The sequence below is a fragment of the Tsuneonella sp. HG094 genome (assembly GCF_053819285.1).
This window is the reverse complement of sequence record NZ_JBSORA010000001.1, coordinates 447,359-473,674: the sequence shown is the minus strand read 5'-3', so window position 1 is coordinate 473,674 and position 26,316 is coordinate 447,359. Positions and strand designations below refer to the sequence as shown.

At 66.7% G+C, this 26,316-nt stretch carries 22 protein-coding genes; 13 read left to right on the top strand and 9 right to left on the bottom strand.

Annotated elements, in window-relative coordinates:
- Window positions 1–73: 73 nt before the first annotated feature.
- A complete protein-coding gene (locus ACWPMX_RS02335) occupies window positions 74–904 on the bottom strand; it encodes a DUF4163 domain-containing protein (protein WP_455698444.1) in 831 nt (276 codons plus the stop codon).
- Between the two features lie 35 nt (window positions 905–939).
- Here ACWPMX_RS02335 and ACWPMX_RS02330 point away from each other — a divergent pair, with 35 nt between their 5' ends.
- From ACWPMX_RS02330 to ACWPMX_RS02305, 6 genes are all read left to right on the top strand, one after another.
- Window positions 940–2,322 carry a leucyl aminopeptidase family protein gene (locus tag ACWPMX_RS02330; RefSeq protein ID WP_455698443.1) on the top strand — a complete coding sequence of 461 codons (1,383 nt, stop codon included), beginning with the start codon at window positions 940–942 and terminating at the stop codon, window positions 2,320–2,322.
- A gap of 64 nt (window positions 2,323–2,386) precedes the next feature.
- Window positions 2,387–2,734, top strand: coding sequence for a hypothetical protein (locus tag ACWPMX_RS02325; RefSeq protein ID WP_455698442.1), 348 nt, complete (start codon window positions 2,387–2,389; stop codon window positions 2,732–2,734).
- 22 nt (window positions 2,735–2,756) lie between these two features.
- Window positions 2,757–3,686: an N-acetyl-gamma-glutamyl-phosphate reductase gene (gene argC / locus ACWPMX_RS02320; RefSeq protein WP_455698441.1), complete on the top strand. Its 930-nt coding sequence runs from the start codon at window positions 2,757–2,759 to the stop codon at window positions 3,684–3,686.
- Window positions 3,687–3,939: 253 nt separating this feature from the next.
- Window positions 3,940–4,278: a P-II family nitrogen regulator gene (locus ACWPMX_RS02315; RefSeq protein WP_455698440.1), complete on the top strand. Its 339-nt coding sequence runs from the start codon at window positions 3,940–3,942 to the stop codon at window positions 4,276–4,278.
- 64 nt (window positions 4,279–4,342) lie between these two features.
- Window positions 4,343–5,752 carry a type I glutamate--ammonia ligase gene (gene glnA / locus ACWPMX_RS02310; RefSeq protein ID WP_455698439.1) on the top strand — a complete coding sequence of 470 codons (1,410 nt, stop codon included), beginning with the start codon at window positions 4,343–4,345 and terminating at the stop codon, window positions 5,750–5,752.
- A 205-nt stretch (window positions 5,753–5,957) separates the two neighbouring features.
- Entirely contained in the window at window positions 5,958–6,827 is an 870-nt protein-coding gene (locus ACWPMX_RS02305; protein ID WP_455698438.1) for a caspase family protein, read from the top strand.
- Window positions 6,828–6,831: 4 nt separating this feature from the next.
- On the opposite strand, the gene ACWPMX_RS02300 is transcribed toward ACWPMX_RS02305, so the two are convergent.
- Window positions 6,832–7,602: a hypothetical protein gene (locus tag ACWPMX_RS02300; protein WP_455698437.1), complete on the bottom strand. Its 771-nt coding sequence runs from the start codon at window positions 7,600–7,602 to the stop codon at window positions 6,832–6,834.
- A 123-nt stretch (window positions 7,603–7,725) separates the two neighbouring features.
- Window positions 7,726–8,964: a hypothetical protein gene (locus ACWPMX_RS02295; protein WP_455698436.1), complete on the bottom strand. Its 1,239-nt coding sequence runs from the start codon at window positions 8,962–8,964 to the stop codon at window positions 7,726–7,728.
- Window positions 8,965–9,132: 168 nt separating this feature from the next.
- Here ACWPMX_RS02295 and ACWPMX_RS02290 point away from each other — a divergent pair, with 168 nt between their 5' ends.
- The 3 genes from ACWPMX_RS02290 to ACWPMX_RS02280 all read left to right on the top strand — a co-directional run bounded on the left by ACWPMX_RS02290 (window position 9,133) and on the right by ACWPMX_RS02280 (window position 11,517).
- Window positions 9,133–9,774 carry a lysozyme gene (locus tag ACWPMX_RS02290; protein ID WP_455698435.1) on the top strand — a complete coding sequence of 214 codons (642 nt, stop codon included), beginning with the start codon at window positions 9,133–9,135 and terminating at the stop codon, window positions 9,772–9,774.
- A gap of 110 nt (window positions 9,775–9,884) precedes the next feature.
- Complete coding sequence (locus ACWPMX_RS02285) at window positions 9,885–10,922, top strand: hypothetical protein (RefSeq protein ID WP_455698434.1); 1,038 nt, start codon at window positions 9,885–9,887, stop codon at window positions 10,920–10,922.
- A gap of 10 nt (window positions 10,923–10,932) precedes the next feature.
- Window positions 10,933–11,517 carry a fasciclin domain-containing protein gene (locus ACWPMX_RS02280; RefSeq protein WP_455698433.1) on the top strand — a complete coding sequence of 195 codons (585 nt, stop codon included), beginning with the start codon at window positions 10,933–10,935 and terminating at the stop codon, window positions 11,515–11,517.
- 61 nt (window positions 11,518–11,578) lie between these two features.
- Here ACWPMX_RS02280 and ACWPMX_RS02275 read toward each other — a convergent pair whose 3' ends face one another.
- The 4 genes from ACWPMX_RS02275 to ACWPMX_RS02260 all read right to left on the bottom strand — a co-directional run bounded on the left by ACWPMX_RS02275 (window position 11,579) and on the right by ACWPMX_RS02260 (window position 20,184).
- Window positions 11,579–15,790, bottom strand: coding sequence for a translocation/assembly module TamB domain-containing protein (locus ACWPMX_RS02275; RefSeq protein ID WP_455698432.1), 4,212 nt, complete (start codon window positions 15,788–15,790; stop codon window positions 11,579–11,581).
- Entirely contained in the window at window positions 15,790–17,982 is a 2,193-nt protein-coding gene (locus ACWPMX_RS02270) for an autotransporter assembly complex protein TamA (RefSeq protein WP_455698431.1), read from the bottom strand. Before ACWPMX_RS02270 ends, ACWPMX_RS02275 begins: the two co-directional genes overlap by 1 nt.
- The gene (locus ACWPMX_RS02265) at window positions 17,927–18,769 is read right to left on the bottom strand and encodes an arginyltransferase (RefSeq protein ID WP_455698430.1); all 843 of its coding nucleotides are present in this window, start codon (window positions 18,767–18,769) and stop codon (window positions 17,927–17,929) included. The genes ACWPMX_RS02270 and ACWPMX_RS02265 overlap by 56 nt, the downstream gene beginning before the upstream one ends.
- Before the next feature lie 161 nt (window positions 18,770–18,930).
- A complete protein-coding gene (locus ACWPMX_RS02260; RefSeq protein ID WP_455698429.1) occupies window positions 18,931–20,184 on the bottom strand; it encodes a threonine ammonia-lyase in 1,254 nt (417 codons plus the stop codon).
- An 88-nt stretch (window positions 20,185–20,272) separates the two neighbouring features.
- On the opposite strand from ACWPMX_RS02260, the gene ACWPMX_RS02255 reads away from it, so the two are divergent.
- From ACWPMX_RS02255 to ACWPMX_RS02240, 4 genes are all read left to right on the top strand, one after another.
- Entirely contained in the window at window positions 20,273–21,952 is a 1,680-nt protein-coding gene (locus ACWPMX_RS02255) for an amidohydrolase (RefSeq protein WP_455698428.1), read from the top strand.
- Window positions 21,953–22,247: 295 nt separating this feature from the next.
- Window positions 22,248–22,460 carry a hypothetical protein gene (locus tag ACWPMX_RS02250; RefSeq protein ID WP_455698427.1) on the top strand — a complete coding sequence of 71 codons (213 nt, stop codon included), beginning with the start codon at window positions 22,248–22,250 and terminating at the stop codon, window positions 22,458–22,460.
- Window positions 22,461–22,602: 142 nt separating this feature from the next.
- Window positions 22,603–23,055, top strand: a complete 453-nt coding sequence (locus ACWPMX_RS02245; RefSeq protein ID WP_455698426.1) for a PaaI family thioesterase — start codon at window positions 22,603–22,605, stop codon at window positions 23,053–23,055.
- On the top strand, window positions 23,052–23,459 hold the full coding sequence (locus ACWPMX_RS02240) for a PaaI family thioesterase (RefSeq protein WP_455698425.1): 408 nt from the start codon (window positions 23,052–23,054) through the stop codon (window positions 23,457–23,459). The genes ACWPMX_RS02245 and ACWPMX_RS02240 overlap by 4 nt, the downstream gene beginning before the upstream one ends.
- A gap of 3 nt (window positions 23,460–23,462) precedes the next feature.
- Here the strand turns inward: ACWPMX_RS02240 and ACWPMX_RS02235 are convergent, their stop codons facing one another.
- A complete protein-coding gene (locus tag ACWPMX_RS02235; protein ID WP_455698424.1) occupies window positions 23,463–25,607 on the bottom strand; it encodes a transglycosylase domain-containing protein in 2,145 nt (714 codons plus the stop codon).
- Window positions 25,608–25,664: 57 nt separating this feature from the next.
- Window positions 25,665–26,291, bottom strand: a complete 627-nt coding sequence (locus tag ACWPMX_RS02230; protein ID WP_455698423.1) for a TonB family protein — start codon at window positions 26,289–26,291, stop codon at window positions 25,665–25,667.
- Window positions 26,292–26,316 lie beyond the last annotated feature (25 nt).

Sequence of the window (26,316 nt, the reverse complement as noted above, 5' to 3'; positions counted from 1 at the left end):
CCGCGCAGGCGCAGATCCAGGTCCAGCGTTCGCATCTGGATTCCCGCCTGCGCGGGAATGACGAAGTAGGGCGTCAGAGCTTGGCCGAAAACGCCGCGCGGTAGGCGGGCTTCACCGCCTCCAGCATCGCGGCGGACATCGGGAAATCGAGCTCGTAGGCCCCTTCCGCATAGGAGCCGGCCACGTAAGGCCCGTACCACACGGTGATCCGGTCGAAGGTCTTGCCGTTCGACGACCCCACGAGCACCGTCGACTGGTCGAGCGACGGACAGGCATCGAACACGCCGCCCGTTCCTTCGGCCGGCTCCATGCCCTTCTTTACCCGCGCCGCGTCGAGCGACTTGCAGAGCGGGGGCCCGATAGCCGTTCCAAGAGCGGCGGGCGAACGGAACAGGTCGATGCCATCGAGCGCCGCCTGCGCCTTCCGGTCCCACACGAGCGATTCCATCCCGTACATCCCGTGCGCGCCGCCGGTGTAGGTCGAGAACAGGTTCGACAGGCTGAGATAGCCCGGCAGGGCGGCGACCACCTCGTACTTCGCCTCGAGCGAGTAGTTGCGGCACGAGACTGCATCTTCGGGGCACTCGGCGTATGAGCCTTCCCATTCGCGCCTGGTTTCCGACAGGTCTTTGTCGAGCTTCGCGCGCAGCAGCGCCGCCAGTTTCGGTTCTGCCGCCGCCTGCCTCGGCCATCTGTAGGCGAACTCCAGCTCGCCGCCGCCGGGTTCGCGCTCCGTCTTGGCAAAGGCGAAATCCTTGCCGCTCGCGGTCGCCTCGTAATCGCCCCCGGCCTTGGCCGACGCCATGGCCCGGGCGTCGACGCCGGTCCGCTCGGCCACCTCCTCGGGCGAGGAGCACGCAGCGAGCATCGAAGCGGCGAGAAGGGCGGCAAGGCGGGCGGGCATTGGAATTCTCCGATGAAGCGCTAGGTGACAGCGATATGAGCAAAGAGCCCGAGCTTATCCAGCCCGATCGCGGCCAAGCGGCCATCGCCATCCACCTCGTCAGCAAGGACTCGTTTGCCGCGTGGGCCAAGCCGCTCGCCAAGGGTCAGCGCGCCGCGCTCGAGGCGCAGAAGTTCGACGGCGGCGGCTATCAGATCGGTATCGTTCCCGATGGCGACTCCTGGTTCGCGGTCGGCGGAGTGGCCGATCCCGCCAGCCTGTCGAGCTGGTGCATGGCCAAGCTTGCCGAAGCATTGCCCGCAGGGACCTATCGCCTCGCGCAAGGCGAGCCCGGTTCTGCGCTGTTCGGGTGGCAGACCGCGCAGTACCGCTTCGCCCGCTACATGGGCGACAAGGACGCGCCCGGCCCACGCGTGCTGCTCACCAAGGATGCCAGGGCGATCGAGCCGGCCGTTGCCGAAGCCCGCGCGTCCATGCTCGTCGCCGACATGGTCAACACGCCGGCCGAAGACATGGGCCCCGCCGCGATCGAAGCCGCGGTCGATGCCTTGGCGAAGAAGCACAAGGCCCACGTCAGCGTGACCAAGGGCGAGGCGCTGGAACGCGAGTACCCGATGGTCCACGCCGTCGGCCGCGCCGCCGCGCGCGAACACGCGCCGCGCCTGATGCACCTTATGTGGGGCTCGGAGAAAGACCCGGTCCTCGCGATCGTCGGCAAGGGCGTGTGCTTCGATTCGGGCGGGCTCGACGTAAAGCCCGCCTCGGGCATGCTCCTGATGAAGAAGGACATGGGCGGCGCGGCGCATGCGCTGGCGCTCGCCGGGCTGGTGATGGGCGCGGGGCTGAAGGTGCGGCTCCACCTGCTGATCCCGGCGGTCGAGAATGCCATCGCGGGCAATGCTTTCCGTCCCGGCGACGTGCTGAAATCGCGCAAGGGCCTCAGCGTCGAGATCGGCAACACCGACGCGGAGGGGCGACTGATCCTCGGCGACGCGCTGACCCGAGCGAGCGAGGAGAAGCCCGACCTGATCCTCGATTTCGCAACCCTCACCGGTGCGGCGCGCGTGGCGCTGGGGCCTGATCTCCCCGCGCTGATGGCTCGCACCGACGGCACCGCAGATGCCCTGCTGGCCGCTGGCAAGGCGAACGACGACGAAGTGTGGCGGCTGCCCTTGCCCGAAAGCTACCGCGAATACCTCAAGTCAGACATCGCCGACATCAACAACAACAGCGCCAACGGCTATGCCGGGGCGAGCGTCGCGGGCCTGTTCCTTGACCGCTTCGTGGCAGACGGGATCGACTGGGCGCACTTCGACACCTTCGCCTGGCGACCCGCGGCGAAACCGGGCCGGCCCAAGGGCGGCGCGGCGCTGGGCCTGCGCGCGGCGTGGCACATGTTGCAGTCCCGCTACGCCTGAAACTTGCCGTTAGCGGCTTCGCGCTATAAGCGCCCGCCACGATGCCGAAGGCGACCCGTTCGAAGTGACCGAATCCGCGACCTATCCGATTCCGCAAGGCCAGCTGTCGCTGAGCGGCCCGGTCGCACGTCCGGCGGTCGGAACGCTGCCGATCCGCGGCGACCTTGCGCACATCGCGCTCGCGAGCCGGTACCTCTGCGCCCACTACGTCGTTCCGCACCTGCGGGTCGTCGGTCCGGCGGGAGCCGACCTGCTGTGCCAGCAGCGCGACCGGACGGCGGTTGTGACGCACCTCGATGCGGGCACGACGGTCGAAGCGCTCGATTACGCGGGCAACTGGTGCTGGTGTGCGCTCGGGCCGGAAGGTCCTTCGGGTTACCTTCATCTCACCGAACTCGAACCCGCCGACTGACGTCGTGACGGCGCCCGGTTCAGTGCGGACGGTTTTTATCGATGGCGCGGTAGGGACGACCGGGCTGGAGATCGCCGACCGGCTCGCCGGACGCAGCGAATTCGCGCTGGTCACGCTCGGCGAAGCGCGGCGCAAGGATGCCTCCGCCCGAGCCGAAGCGCTCAACGAGGCAGATTTCGCGATCCTCTGCCTGCCCGACGACGCCGCACGCGAAGCGGTCGCGCTAATCGAGCCGGGCTCCGGCACGCGCGTGATCGACGCATCGACCGCGCACCGCGTCGCTGCGGGCTGGACCTACGGCTTCCCCGAGATCGTCGGACGCGACGCGGTCGCCGGGGCTGCGCGCGTGTCGAATCCCGGTTGCTATTCGACCGGCTTCATCGCGCTCCTCGCGCCGCTGGTCGCTGCCGGACTGCTACCCGCCGACTGGCCCTACACCTGCAACGCCGTTTCGGGTTATTCGGGCGGCGGCAAGAGTCTGATCGCGCGGTTCGAGGAAGATGGCGACATCGCCTGGCGCGGCTACGCTTTGTCGCTCGGCCACAAGCACGTGCCCGAGATGCAGGCCCTCGCCGGCCTGTCGCTCGCCCCGCTGTTCACCCCGGCCGTGGTTCCCGCGCACCGCGGCATGGTGGTCGAAATCCCGCTGCCCCTCGCGGCAATGCCCGGCGCCGCCGCGCCCGCTGCGCTTCGCGAATGCCTCGCCGCGCAATATGCCGGCAGCCGCATCGTCCGCATCGGCACCGCGCCCGAGGACGGCGAACTGCTCCTGCGCGCCTCGCGCCAGCCGTCCGACAGTGTGGACCTCCACGTGTTCGCTTCGCCTGACGGAGCGCAGGCCCGGCTCGTCGCGGTGCTCGACAACCTCGGCAAGGGTGCGAGCGGAGCGGCAGTGCAGAACCTCAACCTGATGGCGGGCCTCGACGAGACTGCGGGACTGCAACTGCCCTAAATTTGGGCATTGCCTGCCCGCGCCTCGGGCAATGCAGCTGGGCCGTTTTTCGAAAGTTGCCCGCGCCTGCCTCTGGCCGCGCGGAATCCACCAAAAAGCACCTTTTTTCCGTGTCGTCGTTGGCCTAGTCGGTAGGCATCGTCCTTGGCACGATTCTTGATAATCGATCGGCAGGGAATTTGTTCGGGCCGTCCGCCCTCGCGCTCGCGCGCGCAGCAGGATCGGCCAGGCGCTAGGCGCAGTTGGGGGTCACGTGAAGAAGATCGAAGCGATCATCAAGCCGTTCAAGCTCGACGAAGTGAAGGAGGCGCTGCACGAAGTCGGCGTGTCCGGCATCACCGTGACCGAGGCCAAGGGATTCGGTCGCCAGAAGGGCCATACCGAACTGTATCGCGGCGCCGAATACGTCGTCGACTTCCTGCCCAAGGTGAAGCTGGAGGTCGTCGTGTCGGACGACCAGGCCGAGCGCGTGGTCGAGGCGATCGCCGCCGCCGCGCAGACCGGCCGTATCGGCGACGGCAAGATCTTCGTCTCCACCATCGACACCGCGCTCCGCATCCGCACCGGCGAACGCGACGACGCGGCCATCTGATCCGCAGCAACTGCTGCATCCTTCCCCCGCCCGACTTGGACCGGGCAACCTACGAGGAAATGACATGTCGAACGCAAAGGACGTCCTCAAGCAGATCGAGGAAAACGAGGTCGAATGGGTCGACCTGCGGTTCACCGATCCGAAGGGCAAGTGGCAGCACCTGACGATGGTTTCGACCGTGCTGGGCGAGGACGAGCTCGAGGACGGCCTGATGTTCGACGGCTCGTCGATCGCCGGCTGGAAGGCGATCAACGAATCCGACATGATCCTGAAGCCCGACCTGACCTCGGTCTACATGGACCCGTTCAGCGCGACGCCGATGATGATCATCTTCTGCGACGTCGTCGAGCCTTCGACCGGCGAATGGTACTCGCGCGACCCGCGCTCGACCGCCAAGCGCGCGGAGAACTTCCTCAAGTCGACCGGCCTCGGCGACACCGTCTACGTCGGCCCGGAAGCCGAATTCTTCATGTTCGACGACGTGAAGTTCTACGACGGCTACAACGGCTCGGGCTACAAGATCGACGACATCGAGCTGCCGACCAACACCGGCCGCGACTATGAAGCCGGCAACCTCGGCCACCGTCCGCGCGCCAAGGGCGGCTACTTTCCGGTCGCCCCGGTCGACAGTGCGGTCGACATCCGCGCCGAGATGGTCACCACCATGCTCGAGATGGGCCTGCCGTGCGACAAGCACCACCACGAGGTGGCCGCCGCGCAGCACGAGCTCGGCCTCACCTTCGGCAAGCTGGTCGAGACCGCCGACCGCATGCAAATCTACAAGTACGTCGTGCATCAGGTCGCCCATGCCTATGGCAAGACCGCGACCTTCATGCCCAAGCCGATCAAGGAAGATAACGGCAGCGGCATGCACACTCACATGTCGATCTGGGATGGCGGCAAGCCGCTGTTCGCCGGCAACGGCTATGCCGGTCTGTCGGACATGTGCCTTTACTTCATCGGCGGCGTGATCAAGCACGCCAAGGCGCTCAACGCCTTCACCAACCCGACGACCAACAGCTACAAGCGGCTGGTCCCGGGCTTCGAGGCGCCGGTGCTGCTGGCCTATTCGGCGCGTAACCGCTCGGCCTCGTGCCGCATCCCCTACGGTGCGGGCGAAAAGGCCAAGCGCGTGGAGTTCCGTTTCCCCGACGCGATGGCCAACCCCTACCTCGCCTATGCGGCGATGCTGATGGCCGGCATCGACGGGATCCAGAACAAGATTCACCCGGGCGAAGCGATGGACAAGAACCTCTACGACCTGCCCCCGGCCGAACTGGCCGAAGTGCCGACCGTCTGCGGCTCGCTCCGCGAGGCGCTCGAGAGCCTGAACGCTGACCACGACTTCCTGCTGAAGGGCGACGTGTTCACCAAGGACCAGATCGAGGCGTACACCGAGCTGCTGTGGGACGACGTGAGCCGCTGGGAAACCACCCCCAGCGCGGTCGAATACGACATGTACTACAGCTCCTGATCTCGCTGCTCCGCTGCCCCGGGGCGCGAATAGCGCCTCCAAGCGGCGAGGCGGTAGGGCAAAGAAAACGGGCGTCCGGCAAACCGGGCGCCCTTTTCGTTTGTCCGCGGCTCGAACGGGAGAGGCCCGCGCTTCCGCCTTGCAACCCTGTGTTAAGCCAGTCAGAATTAGAAAAGCAGGGGATGCATGGCGGGGTGGGCAATCGATGATCAGACGCTCGTTCGTTGCGGGAATTTGCGCCGGGGCGTTGCTCCCGGTCGCGACTTCGGCCGCCGACAAGCGCGCAATCCAGGCCCGCGCCCTCATCATCGCGAACAGCTACCGCGTTGCCCGTCCGGAACTCGCGCTGGGCAACACCATTGCCGACGGGCAACTCATCGAAGACCGGTTGCGCGCGCTCCGCTTTACGAGTGTCGACCGCGTAGAGGAAGCGTCCGAACCTGCGCTCCGCGAGCGCCTCGCCGCGTTCCGCGCTTCGCTGAGGAAAGACGATGTCGCGCTCGTCTATATCGCCGGCCACGGCGTTCAGATCAACGGCGAGAACTTCCTGCTGCTGGGCGACGGCACCACGTTCATGAGCCTCATCTCGATCGTGAAGGCCCTCCGCAACGCGACCGAGAACCTGGTCGTGATGCTCGATGCCTGTCGCAACCGTCCCTTCGCCAGGCTGCCCGAAGGAATGCGCCTCGCGCGCGCTGTCGCGGCGACCCGGTCGGCCGCCATCGCGACCGAGTTCACGACCTTGTCGGACGGGTCCAATCTTGGCGGCGTGAAGGCGTTCCAGTTGCAGGGGACGGGGGTCAAGATCGTCTTCGCGACGGATCCCGAGAACGTCGCCTACGATGCGATCGACAAGACCCAGAAGAACAGCCCGTTCGCGCAGGCGATGGCTGCCCGGCTGGCCGAGAGGCGCAGCCTCGACGATGTCATATCGATGGTGACGGGCGATGTGGTCGCGGTCACGCAAGGAGACCAGTCACCGTGGAGCCAGGGGTCGATCGGCAAGCCGATTTTCCTCGCTGGCCCCCCGTTGCAGAAAAACCCGGCAAAGCCCCCGTTCCAGGTGCCGGGCTGATCCGTCAGAAACGGACCGACATGTTCACTTCCGGCGCGACGGCGAAAATCGTGTCGCCCCCCGAAACGCCGAACACATAACCGCGCCCGCGCGCGCCGATCGAGATATTGTCGGTCACGAACAGGTTGTATCCCAGCGCGATATCGCCGAGATATCCCGTGCCCTTGTCGCTGACGACGGTCGTGGTGGGAACTCCGCCGAACGTCTCGACCACGTTCGAGCTGTAGCGTCCGGAACCGACCCCGCCCATGAACTGCGCCGACACGCTGTGGCGGCTGTTGGCACCCAGTCGGCTCGCGATACGGATTCCGATCTCGGCGGCGCTGATCGACTGGCGATAGGTGCCGACCTCGCCCCGGCCGACACCCGGATTGCGCAGCACTTCGCTATTGCTCGAAGTGAACCGATGATACCCGCCGATCAGCGTGACGCCGGTTTCGGATGGCGTGAATTCGAGCTGCAGGGCCATTTCCTTGCGCTTGGCCGCATAGTCGTAGTCACCCGTGAACGCGCCGTCATCGTAGGTGTAGACGCCCTTGGCCTTGCCCTGCATGTAGGTGCCGGTTAGCCCGAAGCGCGCACTCGGATCGCGAACGGTGACGGTGCCGCCGTAAGATGGCATCGATTCAAGCCCATCGGCCTCGGTGCTCGGCAGGAACAACAGATGCTGGTAGCGCGGCGTGACCGTGACCGACCAGTTCGCGGCATCATCCTGCGCCATCGCGGGCGCAGCAAAACAGGCCGCGATCGCGGCCAAACCCAGTGTCCTCATCATTGAAATTGCCCCCTGTTTGTCGATCAACCCTGTGAAATCGAACGAGAGTTGAATGCATGACGAAGCAGGGGGCAGATTGGCAAAATGCGACAATACGGCATTTTTTCACCCGCTTGCCCAGGACTACTCGCAGAGCCCCGCTGCGCGCTGGGCAAGGCCGCCGAGGCCCTTCTTGCATTTGGGCTTGCCAGACGGCGGTGCTTCGGTCGACTCGCCCTGCTGCGCGCCCATGCCGCCCATTGCGCCCATGTCCATGCCGAGCATCGCCATCGTCATCGAGCGGAAGCGCGCGCGGGCGATCCATTCCGGGTTCCACGCCGCTTTCGCGTTGGCGGGGCGCGGCGGATAGGCGAAGTTGCGCTCCGGGCCGTAGGCATAAAGGCTCGCCATCGTGACCTCACCGCCCGACTGCTTGATCTCGGCCGGCACGGTGCACTGAGTCTGCGACGGCGGCATCACTGTCCTGGCGGTGATCAACCGGGCCACGGCTGCGGGCGAGAGCCAGTCCCACATCGGTCCGCCAAAAGCCTGCGTCGCCGAAGAGGTCCACCAGACCATCTCGGTCGCTTCGCCGGTGCGGTTGGTGCCCTTGGCCGAGAACGCCCAGGCATAATACCCGGTCGCGCCGGGCACGGCGCTCCAGTTGAGGCCGTAGGCACCGCTCGGCAGCGCGCTGCTCCGCATCGAGATCGGCGCCATGAAATCGGTATCGAGCGTGAAGTTTATGTCGGGCGAATAGTTGCCCGCCACCTTGTGTGCGCCGAGCAGCGAGGCATTTGCGGGGACCGGCTTGGTATCGGTCCCGTTCGGCCAGTCGCCATACGTCCTGCTGTTCGCCTGCGTCACCCGCCATTCTTCGGCGATGGCGAGCGGCTGGGCATAGAGACCCGGCGGGATCTGGCCCTTGGCGATCTTGGCGAAGTCGATCACCACCGGCTGCCCCGGACCCGCGCGTTCGCCGCAGCCCCAGTAAAGCAGCAGGCGACCTTTGGGGGTCTGCGGGGTGTATTCGGCGGTTCCGGACGTCCGCTGCGGCGTGGCCAGCGGCAGCACCGGCCCGAACCGGGCGGTCGAGGGCAGCGTGTGGGTCGCCGCGGGCGCTCCGGTCGGCGTGCGGGTCGCGCCGAGTTTGAGCGAGAGCTCGTGCGCGGTCGCCCCGCCCTGCCCGCGCATCATCGCCATCGCCGCGCCGATTCCGCCGCCCCGGCCCATCGCGCCCATGCCGGAGATCGTCCCGGCATCGAGAGTGTAGCGGGCCACGGTCGAGCCGGTCCCTTGCGTGAACGCAGGAACCGCTGCGACAGCGGCAACGGCCACGATCGCCCCTCCGGCGATCAGGCGAGCTTTGGTATTCCGATCCATTTTCGTCTCCGTCCCGAGGGAGCGGCCCGAATCTTGTCATTATCGGCTGGAGGATACTGCGCGCGTGCGCGGCGGCATAGCAGGATTTCGACAGCCGTTTTCCTACACGGCGCGAATGTGCAACATGCTTGCGCCTCGCCCTATGCCCTGATCCGCAACGAGGTATCCATGCAGCGCAAACCGATCTTCGACACCGTCCGCAAGCTGCTCGGCCGCGGCTTCCGCAACCACGAGGTGCGCGCGATCGACACCGCGATCGATGCCGCCCTCGGGGCGCCGGGAGTTTCGGCTCAGGAGAGTGTGACAGGTGTGACATGCCCTCGGCACCCGCGTGCGATTTCGCCGCGCGGTATTGCGCTGATCCAGCAATTCGAAGGGCTGGCGAAACTGCGCCGCGACGGGCTGGTCGAGGCCTATCCCGATCCCGGCTCGAGCCTGTCCCGGACTGGTTCCGGGAGCGGTGCGCCGTGGACGATCGGCTGGGGCGCGACCGGTCACGGGATTGGCCCCGACACGGTCTGGACCCGCGCCGAATGCGACGCGCGGCTCGCCGCCGACCTGCTCCGCTACACCGCCGACGTCGATCACGCGCTCGGGGAAGCACCGACGACGCAGGCGCAGTTCGATGCGCTCGTCAGCTTCCATTACAACACTGGAGCGATCGCGCGGGCGACGCTGACGAAAAAGCATCTGGCGGGCGATTTCGCCGGTGCGGCGAGCGAATTCGGTCGCTGGAACAGGGCGGGCGGACGCGTGCTTTCGGGCCTGTCGCGACGCCGTGCAGCAGAGGCTGCGTTCTACTCCGCGTAGATTCTTTTGCGCTTTTCATGCGAAAAATCAGAAATTTGCGTCCGTTGTAGCGCGTTCATGGAACATTCGCCCGCCGACTCCCGTTCCTCGGTTCGCAAAGGAGATACACAATGCGCAAGTTTCTGATTGGCGCGGCCGCCATCGCAATGGCCGCGAGCGGAGCTTACGCCGAACCGGGCAAGGGCAACGGCGGCGGCGGCAACGGCAAGGGCGGCGGGCAGGACCACGCCGCGATGAACCACGGCGGTGGCGGCGGCGGTGGCGGCAAGGCCGACAAGGGTCCGTCGATGCGCGAGGCCAAGGCCGACCGTGGACCGTCGATTAAGTCCGGCAATGGCAACGGCAATGCGAACCGCGCGGCGAAGGCTGATCGCGGCCCCTCGATGAAGGCAGAGCGCGGCAAGGCCGAACGCAGCGTCGAACGCCGTGTTGAACGCGAAGTGCGCGGCAACTCGGGGCGCGATGTCCGCGATGTCAATGTGCGCTATGATCGCAACGTTAACGTCCGGTACGACCGCGACAACGTCCGCACGGTCGTGTTCGATCGCCGCGGCGACTACGATTACGGTTATGTCGACGGGTGCCCCCCGGGCCTCGCCAAGAAGAACAATGGGTGCATGCCCCCGGGCCTCGCCAAGCAGCGCGATATCGACTGGCAGAGTGCATACTACCAGCCGTCGTGGTGGGGCTATGATCGCGTGGGCGACGGGCGTTACTACTACGACGACGGCTACCTCTATCGGGTGAACAATTCGAACTCGATTCTCGGCTACATTCCGCTTCTCGGCGGTGCGCTTTCGGTCGGCAATCCGTGGCCCGACTATTATGCCCCCGTGTCGGTGCCCGACTACTATGTCGATTACTACAACCTGGGCCCGAGCGGCGGCTATCGCTACGCCGACGATGTTCTCTATCGCGTCGACCCGAACACGTCGTCGATCACCTCGATCGCGGCACTGCTCACGGGCGACACGTTCGGTATCGGACAACCGATGCCCTCGGGGTACGACGTCTATAATGTCCCCTACGGTTACCAGGACCGGTATTACGACACCGACGATGCGTACTATCGATACGCCGACGGCTACGTCTACGAGGTCGACCCGACAACGCAGCTGATCCAGGCTGCCATCGAACTGCTGGTTTGAGGGGGGTAGCATGGGTGGATTCAAACCAATCGCCGCTGCTGCGGCCCTGGCCCTGATCGCGCCGCTCGGCGCCTGCTCCGGCGGTGACACCGCCGCCGAGCAGGCTGGCGGAGAGGACGCGGCCAACCGCACCCTCGCCGCCGCGATCTCGGGCGAGTCGGATCTCTCCACGGTCTCCGGTGCCCTGTCGGAAGCGGGCCTTGCCGATGTGTTCGATGGGCCGGGGAGTTATACGATCCTCGCTCCCGACGACGACGCGTTCGATGCACTCGGCGAAGGCGCAAAGACGCTGACCGCCGAGGATCACAAGGCCGAACTGGTGGCCGTGCTGCGCGGGCATATCCTGCCCGGGCACCTGACTCCCGACGCGATCCTCAAGGCGATTGCTGCGAAGAAGGGCCCGGTCACCATGCGCACGCTCGACGACGAGCAGGTTACCTTCTCGGCCGAGGGGAAGACGATCACGGTCACGGGTGCCAACGATGCCAAGGCGACCATCGACGGCGATGCCCTCGTTGCCAGCAACGGCGTCGTCCTCCCGATCAACGGGTTCGTGAAGCGCGCTCCCGCGTCGGCTGCGACCCCCGCCGCCTGACCAGCAGACCCGAAACGAAGCGCCCGGACCGGTCATCGCCGGCCCGGGCGTTTTCGTGTCGTCAGTAGTCCTTGCTCGCCCTGGCCTCGATCGATTCGCGGCCGATGGTGGAGATGCTGCCGAGGATCGACAGCCACGACGTGATGCGGAATTCCGCCTGCGTCGCGCTGTACCCCCGGCCATCGGTGATGATCTCGACGTAGAACCTGCGCCCGATATTCTTGCCCACCGCGATCGATGTCGCGCGGCCGAGTGCAGGGTCAGCGCTGACGATGCGGAGGCGGTCGAGCCCGATGGCGGTGCGCAGGCGATTGATCGGGTCCATCCCCCCGCCCCCGCGCAGCGACGCAAGCGCCGAGCCCAGCTGCAGCACGTCGGTTGCCGACAGCTCGGTGATCGAGCCGCCGAACAGCAGGCGGGCGAGGATCTCCTCCTCCGGATAGCTCGGGTTGGAGGTGAAGCTGATTTCGGGTTCCAGCGCGCTGCCCTGGACCTTCACCTCCACATCGAGCCCTTCGCTCTCAGTCTCGGCGACGATGTCGAGCCGCGGATCGATCGGAACGCCTTCGTCGAAGCGGATGATACCGCGGGTCAGTTCGAACCGGGTGCCGGCAAACGAGTAGGCACCGCGAATCACCCGCGCCTCGCCGCCGAGCCGCGGATTGTCGGTCGTCCCGCGAACGAGCACGTTGGCCGACCATTCGCTGTCGAGGCCCATGCCGTCGACGTCGACGCGGCTCGGCGCGCGGGCATCGATCAGGTAGCGCCATGGCTGCGCCGCCAGTGCGCGCGGCCGGACATCGTAGGGCAGGTTGATCTCGCGGGTCTTGATCTGCGGCAGCCGCACGTCCGCCGCCGCGGTGCCAAGACGCCAGCTCGCCCGGTTGACCAGCACGCGCCCGGCGATCGTGCCGCCGATCCCGTCGGACACGATCCGCAAGGGCCCCGTCACCGTCGCAGCAAGACCGTTCGCGTTGAGCAGCGCGGCATTCTGCGCTGCGATACGTATGTCGAGCTGAGGTCCCTTGATGCCCAGATCCTCGAGCACGACCGATCCGCTGCCTACCACCGTGCCGCCGTTTGGCGTGGTGCCGCGGAAGCTCGTCAGCCGCAGGCGCGAGCCGGAGAACGTACCGCGCGCCTGCACGTTGCGCAGGTCGGTGCCCGACAGGCTCGATTGCAGGCGCAGGTTGTTGCTGGCGAGCGTGCCGCGCACCTGCGGCTGGGAGAGCGTCCCGCTCACGTCCGCTGCCACCGAAAGCGGTCCGGTGAGGTCGAACGCGTCGACCGCTGCGAGCCGCCACAGCGCATCGGCCGGGCCATTGTAGCGGAGCTGTGCGAACAGGCTGCCGGCTCGCAGTCGATCGTAGAGCGCGCCCGACGACGGCAGCCCGGAAATCCGGCCCTGCAACCGCCCGCGGCGCTGGCCGCCCTCGTCGATCACCGCGCGTGTCTCGAGCCGGTCCGGCGTGAGGCGCAGGACCATCGCGACGTCGACCGGGCTCGAGGTGAGAACGAGGCCCGAGCGGGTCAGGTCGTCGACCTTGATCCGCGCCTCGCCGGTCAGCGGCGCGTTACCTCCGCTCGCGAAATCGACGACGCCGGAAATCTTGCCGCCCAAGCCAAGGTCGGTGACGATGTCGGCGACCGACAGCGGCATGTCGGCCATCTGCACCCGCATCGCGGTGCGACCGCCGCCGAATTCGCCCGAGCCGATCAGCGCGCCACCCGCAAAGTTGACCTGAGTGGGCTCAAGTCGCCACCCACCGTCCGTTTGCTTCAGCAGGACTGCCCGACGCGGCATGGTAATCGCTCGTCCGGCAAATTCGCCGCGTGCCGCCACTGCAATGCGCCGGGGGGCGACGTTGCCGTTGAGCTGCAGCGAGAAGCGGCTGCCCCGACGCCCGGCAACCGAAGCGGTGAAAGTGCCCGCACCGTTCTGGAGGTCGGCACGAGCGGCAAGGCGGCCGATGAAGAGCGTGCCGTAGTTGATCCCTTGCGCGAAGACGCTGCCGCCGATCGTCGTGCGCCCCTCTGCCAGCAGCCCCGACACCTCGATGTCGGCGGTGCCGATCGATAAAGGGGTCGCGCCGCCGAAGGTGGCCTCGCGCGCGGCGAGCTTGACGTCGAAGCCCTGCCCGCCGCCGCGCGGCGCGAGCGCGATGGTGCCGTCGAGGCCGCCACCAGCCAGTGCCAGCGTTCCCGCCGCACCGCCATTGCCCAGCGTGAGCTCGCCGGTGACCGAGGTCCTCCATACGTCGAGTTTGCGGATCGCCAGCCGCGTGGGCCCGCGGGCGGGAGCGTAGAGATCGATGGTGCCGTCGAACGGACCGAGCAGCGATTGGCCGCGCGTCTCGATGCCGAAGCCGTCCTTGATCGGCGCGATTGCCACGCGCACGTCCTTCAGGCCCGCCGCCGGGAACGGACTCGCGAACACGAGCACCGCTTCGGGTCCGCGCGCGGTATACGCGCCTTCGACCGTGAACGCGCCGTAATCGGCGTGCCGTCCGCGCCCCGCCACCGTGGTCCGACCCGGTCGAATCATTCCGTCGAGCGTCAGGTTGAGCTTGGCCGCATCGACCCGCACGCCGCGGAAATCGAGCGGCCGCGCGCCGCCCGTGCTGATCCCGCCCGAAAAGGCGATCGACGGGCCGGCGAGGTTCGCGAGCGTGGCGTTAGTCACGCGCGGAATGCGCCCGCGGAAATCGGCCGAAAGCGTCCACGGCGCATTGCCGAACGTGGCCACGATGCTCGCCCCGCCGTTGACCGTGCCAATGTTCTCGAGAGCAAGCCCGTTGGCGGTAACCGGGCCGCTCACGCGGTAGCTGTTCGTCGCGGTGTCGCCGCTGAGCGCGAGCTGGGCGTTCGCTGCCGGGAACGCAATCGCCAGCCGGTCCGAGGTCAGGCGGGTGCCCTGCCACACGACCGTGCCGCGCGCGGTGCCATTGACGAGCCGGGGATCGACTTGCTCCGTCCCCGTGACCAGGCGGGCGATCTTCGCATCGACCGGCAGGGTCCATCGAGTCCCATCATAAGTGGCGGTTCCCTGCTGGGTTACGCCCGAAAGTTGCGTCGTGCCGCTGACCAAACGGGTCAGCGAGAGCTGATGCTCCATCGCAAGGTCGCGGAATGCACCGTCGACGGTTGCGGAGAGGCGCGCGCCCTCGATCCGGGTGCCCGGCCCCAGCAGCGCGGGATCCTTGACGCGAGCATTGATGGCAAGGCGATCGGCGGCGTTCTCGCCGAGGTTCAGCGCGCCCTCTGCGCGTCCCGCGATGCGCGGCGTAACGAGCTGCACCGACCCGTCGAGCACGCTGTCCTTGAAGGTACCGACCGCCTTGTACGACACGGTTTCGCCCAGTGCGTCGCGCAGCAGGCCCGCGGCCAATGCGGCCTGCGGCTTCGCCTGCCCGACGATGGTGTACCGCCCGGCCGCGTTGGTCATGCGGAACGCGGCGAAGGTGGCTGCATCGCGCAGGACGTAGCCGTAGCCGTCCCACTTTTGCCACGTGCCTGCGCCCTTCAGCAGTCCGCGGTAACCTGCCTTGGCACCGATCAGGCCGGCGAGCACGCCCTCCTTGGGCGCGAGGTAATCGACGTCGACATCGAACCTGTTGCCGTCGGGCTCGGCATCGACGAGCGCGTGAATGCGGTCATATCGGCCCAGCCGCCCGTCGGCTTTCACCATCACCCGCCCGTCGCGGATATCGGCACGCGCGAGCAGGTTCACCTTCTGCGCCTGCTCGCCCGCGAGGCCCGGCGCTAGGGTCAGGTCCTGGATCGCGAGTTTGTCCACCCGGATGTCGAAGGTCGGCAGGATCGGCGCGTCGGGATCGCCGGGATTGAGTTCGGGAATGCGCGACAGCGTGCCACGATGCGTCGTCAGTTCGCGTACGTCGAGGCCGCGCGCGAACCAGCTCATCGGACGCCAGTCGAGATCGACCAACGGCACGGTAAGGAATGGACCCTTCGGATCCGACAATATTACGTCATGGAGCCTCGCCTTGCCGTAGAGGTCGCCGTCGATCCGGCCGATGCTGACCTTGAGGCCGGAGGCTGGCGCGACCTGCGCGATCCGATCGACGACCCAGCGTTGCCCGATCGGGCTGTTGAGCACCGCCAGCGCGGCGACCAGCAGCAGCACGAGCGCGACAATCCCGCCGACCAGCCACTTGCTAACCTGCCGCGTGCGGTGAAAGCGCCGGCGAGGAGCGGCTGCCACCGGTTCGGGCAGAGGCTCTGGAGCCGGATCCGTGACCGGTTCGTCAGCCATCAGAACGCTTGGCCCAGAGAAACGTAAACCGCGATCCGGCTATCGGTCGGCGAGGGATTGATCGGCGTCGCCACATCCAGCCGCAGCGGGCCGAAGCCGGTGTTGTATCGCACACCGACGCCGGCACCGAACCGCACCGTTTCGAAGTCGGGTGTAACCGACTGGCTGACCGACCCCGCATCGAGGAACGGCACGACCGACAGCGCGCCGTCGAAGAACTTCGTACCGATCCGCGCCTCGACCGAGCCTTCGACAAGGCTTCGTCCGCCGGTCGGCAGCCCGAGCGCGTCGCGCGGGCCGATCGCCTGATAGCCGTATCCGCGGACCGACCCGCCTCCGCCCGAATAGAGCCTGCGCGACGGGGCGATGTTGGCAAGGTCAGTTCCCGGGATGGCGCCGAACCGCACACGCCCGGCCACCACGATCTTTTCGGTGACGCTTTGATAGTACGACGCATCGACCTGGCTGCGCAGGTAGAAGCTCTCCATCCGGTTGTTGCGCGACGCTTCGGGCGAAAGACGGGCACCGAAACGGAATCCCTTCTTCGGATCGAGCAGGTCGTCAGTCGTGTCGAGCAGACCATAGACCGGCATCGCTGCCACGAAATACGTGTTGCGCGGCTGCGCCACCCCGCCGACCGGCTGGGGTCGCTCGCTCGTCGCCACGGCTTCCAGGCCCACACTCCAACCGAACGGCTTCTGGAACAGCAGCGTGGACAACCGCTCGAACGTGCCGATGACCGACACCGTCCGCGCGTCGTAGGCGTCGCTGTCGATCGTCGAGGCAAAGGCATCGAGGGTGAGCACCTTGTCGCGCCCGCCGAAGTTGTTCTTGCGGAACGTGACCCCGGCGAGCTGTTCGCGCGTGCCCGCAATGCCGCGGACGCGCAGCATCCCTTCGGGCGGGAACAGGTTGCGATGTTCCCAGCTTCCTTCGAGGCGAATTCCCTCGCCCGTGCCGTAACCGATCGCGCCCGCCCAGGTCCTGAGTTTGGCCTTGGTCATCTCGACGTCTAGCGCAACCGTGCCCGGCGCATCGCCGACCGGATCGCTGACCTTGCGCGGAGTGATCGTCACCGACGAGACGAGCCCGGTCGACACGATCGCGCGGCGCAGGTCGAATTCCAGGCTGCGCTGGTAGATGTCGCCCGGATCGAACCGCGCGATCGTGGCGAGGTGCCTGCCGGACAGGAAATCGGGCAGGTTGGAATTCACCTCGCCGAACGCAAACTTGCCGCCCGGCGCCACCTTCATCGTCAGGTCGCCTTCGCTGCGCGCATGATCGACAAGCAATTCGGGTTCGTCGATGGCGGCGAAGGGATAGCCCATTTCGCCGAGCGCGCGGTCGAGATCGAACTGTTCGGCGACGATCGTGTCGCTCGACAGCGGATCGCCGCTGTCGATCTCGAACGCCCGGCGCAGCGCCGGTCCGTCGACGGCCGATGCCAGGGTTCCGAGGTCGATCGCGCCGAAGCGATATCGCGCACCCGGAATGATGTCGAAGCGCACTGCGGGCTGGGGATTGGCGTTGCCCTCGCCCGGCTGGATCGCGCCGATCGAGCGGATCACCTGGCCGTCGTAATAGCCATAGACCCGGAGCATCGTCGCGAGCAGTTCCTCGTCCGCCTTCGCGCGGGCGGCAAGCTGGGCGATGTTGTCGTCGTCGCTGTCGAGCTCGGCGATCGTCGAAAGCTGGCTGAAGCGGTCGGCGAATGCGTCGCGCTCGGGAAACAGCGTGTCGTCGGTCGGGAAAGCAAGCGCGAGTTCGGCGGTAATCTGCACGACATCGGCATCGGCCAAACCCGGGCGGGCCGAGTCGCTCGCCTCGTCTTCGGCGAACTGTATGCTATCGTCGGGCTCAAGCGGGGCAAGCTGCGGCAGCTCGAGATCGTCGGGCCACGGCACGTCGATTGCCGGCACTTCGGCAAGGGGCGACTGGGGATCGACTTCGGTCACCGGTTCGGCGACATCGTCACCGGCCTCTGCCGGGGCACCCTGCAGCGCCCACGCTTCGCGATCGGAGACGGCCGAATCGGGAATCAGGTCTTCGAGCGAAGCGGGGGCCTGGCTGTCCTGCGCTTGGGCCGCGATCGGGCAGAGCGCCAGCGCCGCGCCCGCAACCGCGAGGAGCGCCCGATTACTCGGCGAGACCGAACTGCGGAAGCGAAGCGTCCTTGGCCGGGCTGGCGGCATCACGGGCGCGATTGCGCGGCGCGGTGGCGGTGGCGATGAGGGCGTCGTGCCGTTCGGCATCGAGGCGCTGCCAACCGTCGCGGCCAAGCTGTTCGATCGGGCGATAGCGGATTTTGTACTGCATTCGGTCCGACCCTTCGACCCAGTAGCCGAGGTAGACGTAGCCGAGTCCATCGGCGGCAGCGCGCCGGATGTGGTCGAGGATGATGTAATTGCCAAGACCCGTGCGAACCTCATGTTCCGGGTCGTAGAACGAATAGATCATCGACAACCCGTCACCCTGCCGATCGGTGAGGCACGCACCGACAAGCCGGCCCGGCGTCAGCCCATCGGAGGGCTCCCTGTATTCAACGACATAGCTGGATACGGGCGTGTGTTCCACCATATCCGCGTAGTCGATCTCGTCCATAGCGGCCATGCCGCCACCGGGATGGCGCGTGCCGAGGTATTTGCGCAGCAAATCAAACTGCTCGCCGGTCGCCCACGGGCGGCATTCGCTGACGACGAGATCGGAATTGCGCTTGAGATTTCGCTTCTGCGTGGTCGACGAGGCGAACTCGCCGACCGGGACGCGCACCGAAATGCAAGCCTGGCAATCGAGACAGCTCGGCCGGTAGGCGACCGTCTGGCTGCGTCGGAAGCCGATGCGGCCCAGCGCTTCGTTGAGCTGGTCGGCGTGCGGTCCCTTGAGCTCGGTGAAGACCTTCCGCTCGCTGCGCCCGGGCAGGTACGGGCACGGCGCGGGGCTCGTCACGAAAAACCGGGGGAAGCGGACTGGTGCCGTCACGGTTGCCGTACGATCCTCTTGCACGCGCGTTCAGCGCTGTTGTGGCGTGACCCCCGTATGCCCTTTCAGGGCCTTCGGTAAAACACCTTTAACCATCTATCTCGGTTAACGGAAACTTAGTTTGCACAGTTGCGAAGAAGTTTCCGAAGGCGCGCAAGCGGTCAGTTGAGCTCCACCTGGCTCACCGAATAGCCCTTTGCCCGCAATGCCGCGACCAGCGCGTCGATCTGCTCGCGGTCGCGGGCTTCGCATTCGATGTCGGTGATGAGGCCCTTGGCCGGCAGCGTGGTGAAGATTCGCTGGTGATAGATCTCGATGATGTTCACCGAGTGCGCGTCGAATTCGCTCATCACCTTGTAGAGCGCGCCGGGGCGATCCTGCAGCGTGATCCGCAGCCGCGCGAGGCGGCCCGACCGGGCAAGATCGCGCAGGAGCACGTTCGCGAGCAGGCGCGTGTCGATGTTGCCGCCGCACAGCACCAGGCCGAGCGTGCGACCACGGAATCGCTCGGGATGCGCCAGCACTGCGGCAAGCCCGGCGGCGCCCGCCCCCTCGACCACGGTCTTTTCGATCTGCAGCAGCAGGCTGACCGCGCGCTCGAGCGCGTCTTCGCCCACCAGCAGGATGTCGTCCACGCGCTCGGCGATCACGCGCGAGGTGAATTCGCCCGGCTCCTTGACCGCGATGCCCTCGGCCAGCGTGTCGCCGCCGCATTTGACCGGCGTTCCCTTCATGCGTCCGTACATCGAAGGATAAAGCGCCGCCTCGACCCCCACGACTTCGATCTGCGGGTCGCGCGCCTTGGCGACGGTCGACATGCCCGAAATGAGCCCGCCCCCACCGATCGGCACCACCATGCAGTCGATCTGCGGCGCATCGGCCAGCATCTCGAGGGCGGTCGTCCCGGCGCCTGCCGCAACGTGCGGATCGTCGAACGGATGCACAAACGTGAGGCCCAGCTCGGTTTCGAGCTTGCGGGCGTGGCCGTAGGCGTCGTCGAAGGTCTCGCCCTCGAGCACGACGCGGCCGCCGACGCTTTCGGTCTGCATGATCTTCACGCTCGGCGTGGTGCGCGGCATGACGATCGTGACCGGCACGCCGAGCCGCGTACCGTGGTAGCTCAGCCCTTGCGAGTGATTGCCCGCAGATGCCGCGATCACGCCGCGGGCGCGCTGCTCGTCGGTGAGTTGCAGCAACGCATTGAGCGCACCGCGCTCCTTGTAGGCGGCGGTGAACTGCAGGTTCTCGAACTTGAGCCAGATATCCGCGCCGGTGATCTGCGACAGCGTGATCGAATGCATCGTGGGGGTGTGCACGACAGCGCCCGCAATGCGCGCGGCGGCGGCGTGGACATCGTCGATCGTCAGCGGCAGCGCTTGGCCCACCGGGGCACTAAGGGGTTCGGTCGCGTTCATGGCCGCCGCCCTAGGGGAAATGGCGCGGCGGGGAAACACGTCGCTTGTTCATTTGCTTCACAGCGAAACTTGCCTAGTCGATAGAGCCATGAAAATCGCAAAGCTCCTGCCGCTTCTCGCCCTGGCTCTCGCCTCGCCTGCCCTCGCCGACACGTTGGTCGACAATGTCCAGGGCATCTCGGTCGATCGACAGGGCAAGGTCACCCGCTTCACCGGCATCTGGATCGACGACGAGGGGCGCGTGAAGCAGCTTCTCGAGCGCAAGGACAAGAAGCCGCGCACCCAGTTCGCAGTGGACGGCAAGGGTGCCGTGGTGATCCCCGGCTTCGTCGATTCGCACCTACACGTGATGGGCATCGGGTTCGGCGCGCTCACGCTCGACCTGTCGGGCACGAAGTCGCTCGCCGAGGCGCAGGCCGCGATCCGCGCCTATGCTGCGGCCAATCCCGATCGCAAGTGGATCGTCGGTCGCGGCTGGAATCAGGAGATGTGGGGCCTCGGTCGCTTTCCGACCGCAGCCGAGCTGGATGCGGCAGTATCGGACCGCCCGGTTCTGATGGAACGCGTCGATGGCCACGCCCAGTGGGCCAACACGCGCGCCATCCAGACTGCCGGAATCACCGCCGCGACTGCCGATCCGTCGGGCGGGCGGATCGAGCGAGTGGCCGGGTCGCGGGCGCCGGCGGGCGTTTTCGTCGATAACGCCGCGACCCTCGTCCAGAAGGCGGTCCCCGCCCCACGCGCGGACGACTGGGACCTGGCGCTCGGCAAGGCGCAGGAGCTCCTGATTCGCAATGGCGTCACTTCGGTCGCCGACATGGGCACCTCGATCGAGGCGTGGCAGGCCTATCGCCGGGCGGGCGATGCCGGGTGGCTCCGCGTGCGAATCATGGCCTATGCCGCCGGGATCGAGGCAATGGAACTGATCGGCGGTCCGGGGCCGACCCCGTGGCTCTATGACGACAAGCTGCGGCTCAACGGGGTGAAGGTCTACCTCGATGGCGCGCTGGGCTCACGCGGTGCGTGGCTCAAGGCGCCTTATGCCGACAGTCCGCGCGATACAGGACTGCCGCTGATGACCGGCACCCAACTCCGCAACGTCATGAGCCGCGCGGCGCTCGACAAGTTCCAGTTGGCGATCCACGCCATCGGGGACCGCGCCAATTCCGAGGCACTGGATGCTATCGAGGAACTCTCGGCAACCTACACGGGCGATCGGCGCTGGCGGATCGAGCACGCGCAGATCGTCGACCCGGCAGACCTGACGCGCTTCGGCGCGCATGGCACGATCGCCTCGATGCAGCCCGTGCATCAGACCTCCGACCGCCTGATGGCCGAAGCGCGGTTGGGACCGGCGCGGCTATCGGGCGCCTACGCCTGGCGCAGCATCGCCGCAGGCGGCGGGTCGCTCGCGTTCGGCACCGACGCGCCGGTCGAATCGGTCGATCCGTTCGCCGGGCTGGCAGCGGCGATCAGCCGTACCGGCCCTGACGGGCAGCCGTTCGGCGGCTGGCAACCCGGCCAGACCGTAGGACGCGAAGCCGCAGTCGCCGCCTACACCGCATCCGGCGCCTACGCCGGCTTCGGCGAATCGCGCTTCGGCGAACTGAAGCCTGGACTGCGCGCGGACTTCATCGTGATCGATCGCGATCCGATGCTGGCCACGCCCGAGAGTATTCGCGCGACTCGCGTCTTGCAGACATGGGTCGGCGGCGAGCGTGTCTATACCGCCGACGAGCGCGCGATTCCGACCGCCCGATCGCGTTAACCGGAAATCAACTCTCGCCGTGTGAAAGACCTTGATCGCTCCGGTTCGCATGCTGTTTTCACAAAGATAAATTTGTCGGGAACCGTTCGTGATGAGGAGCGTTGCAGCAAAGTTCGGGGGTAAAACAGGGTTCGAACAGGCGCCGTTGCCAAAAGGCAGCAGTGTCCGGAAAATCCCCCAAACGTTTGAATTTTTCGCACAATCCCGGTAAAAATCCGGGTTGTCAGTTTTGCAAGGTTCGCTTAGTGCGACCGGGCTGAGAATGAAGAGATAAGCGCTTCGAGGAGATTTGAGTATGACTTTCCGTAACCTCGCCGCTGCCGCGGCCGCACTTTCGCTGACCGCGGCCCCGGTGGTCGCACAGGCCGCTCCGCAGCGCGCCGCCGCTCCCGCCGAAGAAGGCAGCGAAATGGGCGGTTCGTGGGTCCTCGCGATCCTCGCCCTCGCGGCGGTCATTGCGGCGATCATCATCGCCACCAATGGCGAGGACGATCCCGTCAGCCCGTAATGGCTGGGACATTCTTGTTCTTACGAAACGGGGCCTCACGGCCCCGTTTTTTTTGGCGTGATCGTCGCTGACTCCTCAGATAGGCGCGCCGATCTCACTAGGAGCGATTGTCAGGCCGTCCACGCATTGTCAGGGCAGCGCGATGGATTTCCCGAGTGGCCAGTTCGATGCCGAAACGCTGTCGCGATTCGTGCTCGCGCGCGCGCATCCCGGTTGGCTGGGGCTGCGGTACAGCACGCACGGCGAAAACTGGTGCGAGCTCGAACTTCCCTGGCGCGAAGACCTCGTCGGCGATTCGCAGTCGCTGGTGATGGCGAGCGGCCCGATCATCAGCCTGCTCGACATGGCCGCCGGCATGGCGATCTGGGTGACCAATGGGGAATTCAAGCCGGTCGCGACGCTCGACCTGAGGGTCGATTACCTCCGCCCTTCCCGCGACACGTTCTCGATCTTCGGGCGGGTCGAATGCTATCGCCGGACGCGATCGGCGGCTTTCGTCCGCGGGCGTGCACACGACGGAGATGCGGACGATCCGGTAGCTGATATGACCGCAGTCTTCGTTGCGCTGGATCCTTCGCGGATGATCGCCCGGTGACCGATCACCTTACCGCTTACGCGCGCGCATTGGGTATCGTGGCAGCGGATGCGCAGGTCGGCGACGCCCCGATACTGTCGCTGCCGTTCGATCATGCGCTCGAGGGCCGGCCGGGCGCCTGGCATGGCGGCGCGATAGCCGGACTGCTCGAGACGGCCGGCTACGCTGCGCTTCGCTCCGCCCTCGACGCCAAAGGCCGCCACCCACAGTTGAAGCCGATCAACGTCACCGTGCAGTATCTCTCGACCGGCCGAACCCGCGAGAGCCAAGCACGGGGACGGGTCGTCCGCCTCGGCCGAAGGGTCGCCAACCTGTCGATCGAGGCCTGGCAAGACGATCCGCAACGCCCGATCGCGACTGCGGTGATGAACGTGCTGCTGGTCGAACCGGACCTCGCCTACTGACTACTACTGCGTTGGTCGCGGTCTCGGCGGTGGCGGCGGCGGAGGGGTAGTTCTTGGTTCGACCCGCAACCCCTCCCTGCCAACGCTCACATCAACCGGTACCCCCTCGACATCGGTCGATACCGTAAGGCCGTCGTTGCCGATGCGAACGCGCGAGCCGTTCTGATCGAACGGAAACTCGGCTTCGGGCAGGTCTTCCATACCGGGAATGTCCATGGGCTCGATCGGAGTGCCGGGATCCTCGCTCTCGTCGGGTGCGGGAGCGGGCCGGGCAGCACCGCGACCGAGCGCCTGGCTCATGAAATCGCGCCATATGCGCGCCGGTACGCTGCCCCCGGTCACTCCGGCGAGCGGGGTATTGTCGTCGTTGCCGACCCACACTCCGACCACGAGGTCGCCCGCGTACCCCACGAACAGGGCATCGCGATAATCCTGACTGGTGCCGGTCTTGCCGAAGTTGGCGACCGACAGCGAGGCAGCCCGCCCGGTGCCCCGGTTGATGGCTGCCCGCAGCATCTGTTCCATCTCGGCATGGGTCCGGCCAGACAGACGCTCGCGATTGCTCCAGTCCCAGGCCTGCGCCAGCCAGCCTTTCTCGGGCTGGCCAAAGGCGCGCGGAACGACCGGGAAATCGTTTCCGGCGATCCCCGCATAGGCCGCGGTCAATTCGAGCAGCGTCATGGTCGAGGTGCCAAGTGCGAGGCTTGGATCGCCCTGTGCCAGCGGAGAGGTAACGCCGAGATCGCGTGCCGTCGCGATCACCTTTTCGCTCCCGACAGCCTGCAGGAGGCGCACCGCGGCGACGTTGCTCGAACGGGCAAACGCATCCTCTAGCGTGATGCTGTCGGAATAAGTACCGCCTGCGTTCTTCGGGCGATACCCGCCGGTGGTGATCTGGCGATTGTCGATTCTGTCGTCGGGGTCCATTCCGTCGCGCAGCGCGGCGAGCCAGACGAACAGCTTGAAGGTGGAGCCCGGCTGGCGCCGTGCCTGCGTCGCCCGGTTGAAGGGCGAACGGGCGTAATCCTTGCCGCCGATCATGGCGACGACCTCGCCATTCGGCCGCATCGCGACCAGCGCGACTTGCGCCTTTCCCGGCACCTGCGCGGTGGCGCGGCGGGCGATCGCCTGCAAGCGCGAATCGAGCGTCGTCGTCAGCGTCTGGCCGCCGTATCCCGTCTCGGCGAGTTGCCGGCCCTGCGGCAGCGCCCAGTCGGCGAAGTAGGTTCCCGTCGGCAAGTTGGGCGCGGGACGCACGTCGAGTCGCGGCGCGCGCATCGCGCGGGCCTCCGCGGGCGTCAGGTAACCGGCGTCGACCATCGCGGCCTTGACCATCGCCATGCGCCTGGCCGCTCGGTCGTAGTGCTTGGTCGGGGCGAAACGCGATGGTGCCTGGACCAGCCCCGCTAGCATCGCCGCCTGTTCGGGCCGCAGCCGCTCGGGCTGGCGGTAGAAATAGTGCAGCGATGCCGCGCGAAGGCCGTAGATATTATCGCCGAAATAGGTGTTCGACAGATACCGCTCGAGGATTTCGTCCTTGGTCAGCCACGCCTCCAGCCAGAAGGCGATCAGCATTTCGCGGCCCTTGCGGGTCAGCGTCTGTTCGGGGGTGAGGAACGTGAACTTGGCGAGCTGCTGGGTGATTGTCGATCCGCCGCCGACGCCGGTGAAAGCCGCCCGCGCGATGCCGCGCGGGTCGATCCCCCAGTGCGAATAGAAACGCCGGTCCTCGATCGCGAGGAACGCCTCGACCACGTGCGGCGGCAGCTTCTTCACCTCGACCGGCTCGTCGATTACCGCACCGTTGCGCGCGATCGGAGTGCCATCGCTTGCAAGCAGGGTGAGTTGGGGTGCGGCAATCGGGTTGAGCGACTTCGACAGCGGCGCGGTGACAGCGAGCCACGCGACGATCAGGATGAAAAGCGCCGCCAGCGCGGCGATCCCTCGCCCTATCCACCACCGCTTGCGGCGGCCGAACCACTGCCGCTTGGTTCGCGCGGTCGGCTCGGCAGTGTCGAGCCGGCGGTCCCAATCGTCAAATCGGTCATCGATCCGCGAGCCGTCTCCGTAGGTTTCATGCAGCGCGAAATAGCCGCCGTGCGGCTCGGGCTCGGCGGGCTTTCTAGGGTGAGACCAGGGAAGCGACATCGTCAGTGTGTTACCAAGTCAATACAGCTTTGGAAAGCGGCGCGTGTCGATGCGATATCAAAAGGATTCCACGATCGAGCGGTAGAATTGGGCATCGTCCACCTGTTCCAGGAACGGTCGGTCGGGCGCTTTCCGGCAGCGACCGATCACTTTCTGCCATTCCTTTTCGCGGCGCGCATAGCTTGCTTCACGCTGCTGGCGGCTGAACGGTTCGCCGCGTTCTATGGCGCGCAACCCGGGCAACGAGGTGTAGGCGTTCTCAAGCCAGAAGATTGCCCGCTCCCCCCTGTTGGCGGCGGCGAACCAGTCGGCTTCGCGGACCAGGTCGGCGCACGTGTAGTCGTCGAGCCCCCCTCCAGGGCTGCGCCTGTCCCATCGCGCGTAGGAAAGAAGGACGCGTGCGGTTCCGGCGACCTTCGCTCCCTGCGCGTCGAGTGCGGGGAGATAATAGGCGCGTTCTGCCCATTCCCGCGCCGTCGCATCGATCGCGGGAGAGTGGCTGGTGTCTATCAGGGTGTAGCCGGCCGCCTTGCCGTCCTCCCCCACACTCACCTGCCAGGTGACGCTGCCGTTGTGCCCGGCGTCCTTCGCCGCCTGCGGGATATCGACCTTGCGCCCGGTCGCGGTCGCTTCCGAGGGATGACGCCGCGCGACGGTCGGCACGACGCGCACAGGCTTTGCCACCGATGACGCTGCAGCCTCCTGCGCA

Bases quoted from the DNA above. Each gene is read 5' to 3' on its own strand.
- ACWPMX_RS02235 (WP_455698424.1), bottom strand. From the start codon at position 25,607: ATGTCGCTTCCCTGGTCTCACCCTAGAAAGCCCGCCGAGCCCGAGCCG.
- ACWPMX_RS02300 (WP_455698437.1), bottom strand. From the start codon at position 7,602: ATGATGAGGACACTGGGTTTGGCCGCGATCGCGGCCTGTTTTGCTGCG.
- ACWPMX_RS02245 (WP_455698426.1), top strand. From the start codon at position 22,603: ATGGATTTCCCGAGTGGCCAGTTCGATGCCGAAACGCTGTCGCGATTC.
- ACWPMX_RS02335 (WP_455698444.1), bottom strand. From the start codon at position 904: ATGCCCGCCCGCCTTGCCGCCCTTCTCGCCGCTTCGATGCTCGCTGCG.
- ACWPMX_RS02295 (WP_455698436.1), bottom strand. From the start codon at position 8,964: ATGGATCGGAATACCAAAGCTCGCCTGATCGCCGGAGGGGCGATCGTG.
- ACWPMX_RS02290 (WP_455698435.1), top strand. From the start codon at position 9,133: ATGCAGCGCAAACCGATCTTCGACACCGTCCGCAAGCTGCTCGGCCGC.
- ACWPMX_RS02305 (WP_455698438.1), top strand. From the start codon at position 5,958: ATGATCAGACGCTCGTTCGTTGCGGGAATTTGCGCCGGGGCGTTGCTC.
- ACWPMX_RS02260 (WP_455698429.1), bottom strand. From the start codon at position 20,184: ATGAACGCGACCGAACCCCTTAGTGCCCCGGTGGGCCAAGCGCTGCCG.
- ACWPMX_RS02285 (WP_455698434.1), top strand. From the start codon at position 9,885: ATGCGCAAGTTTCTGATTGGCGCGGCCGCCATCGCAATGGCCGCGAGC.
- ACWPMX_RS02250 (WP_455698427.1), top strand. From the start codon at position 22,248: ATGACTTTCCGTAACCTCGCCGCTGCCGCGGCCGCACTTTCGCTGACC.
- ACWPMX_RS02255 (WP_455698428.1), top strand. From the start codon at position 20,273: ATGAAAATCGCAAAGCTCCTGCCGCTTCTCGCCCTGGCTCTCGCCTCG.
- ACWPMX_RS02330 (WP_455698443.1), top strand. From the start codon at position 940: ATGAGCAAAGAGCCCGAGCTTATCCAGCCCGATCGCGGCCAAGCGGCC.
- ACWPMX_RS02280 (WP_455698433.1), top strand. From the start codon at position 10,933: ATGGGTGGATTCAAACCAATCGCCGCTGCTGCGGCCCTGGCCCTGATC.
- glnA (WP_455698439.1), top strand. From the start codon at position 4,343: ATGTCGAACGCAAAGGACGTCCTCAAGCAGATCGAGGAAAACGAGGTC.
- ACWPMX_RS02275 (WP_455698432.1), bottom strand. From the start codon at position 15,790: ATGGCTGACGAACCGGTCACGGATCCGGCTCCAGAGCCTCTGCCCGAA.
- ACWPMX_RS02270 (WP_455698431.1), bottom strand. From the start codon at position 17,982: ATGCCGCCAGCCCGGCCAAGGACGCTTCGCTTCCGCAGTTCGGTCTCG.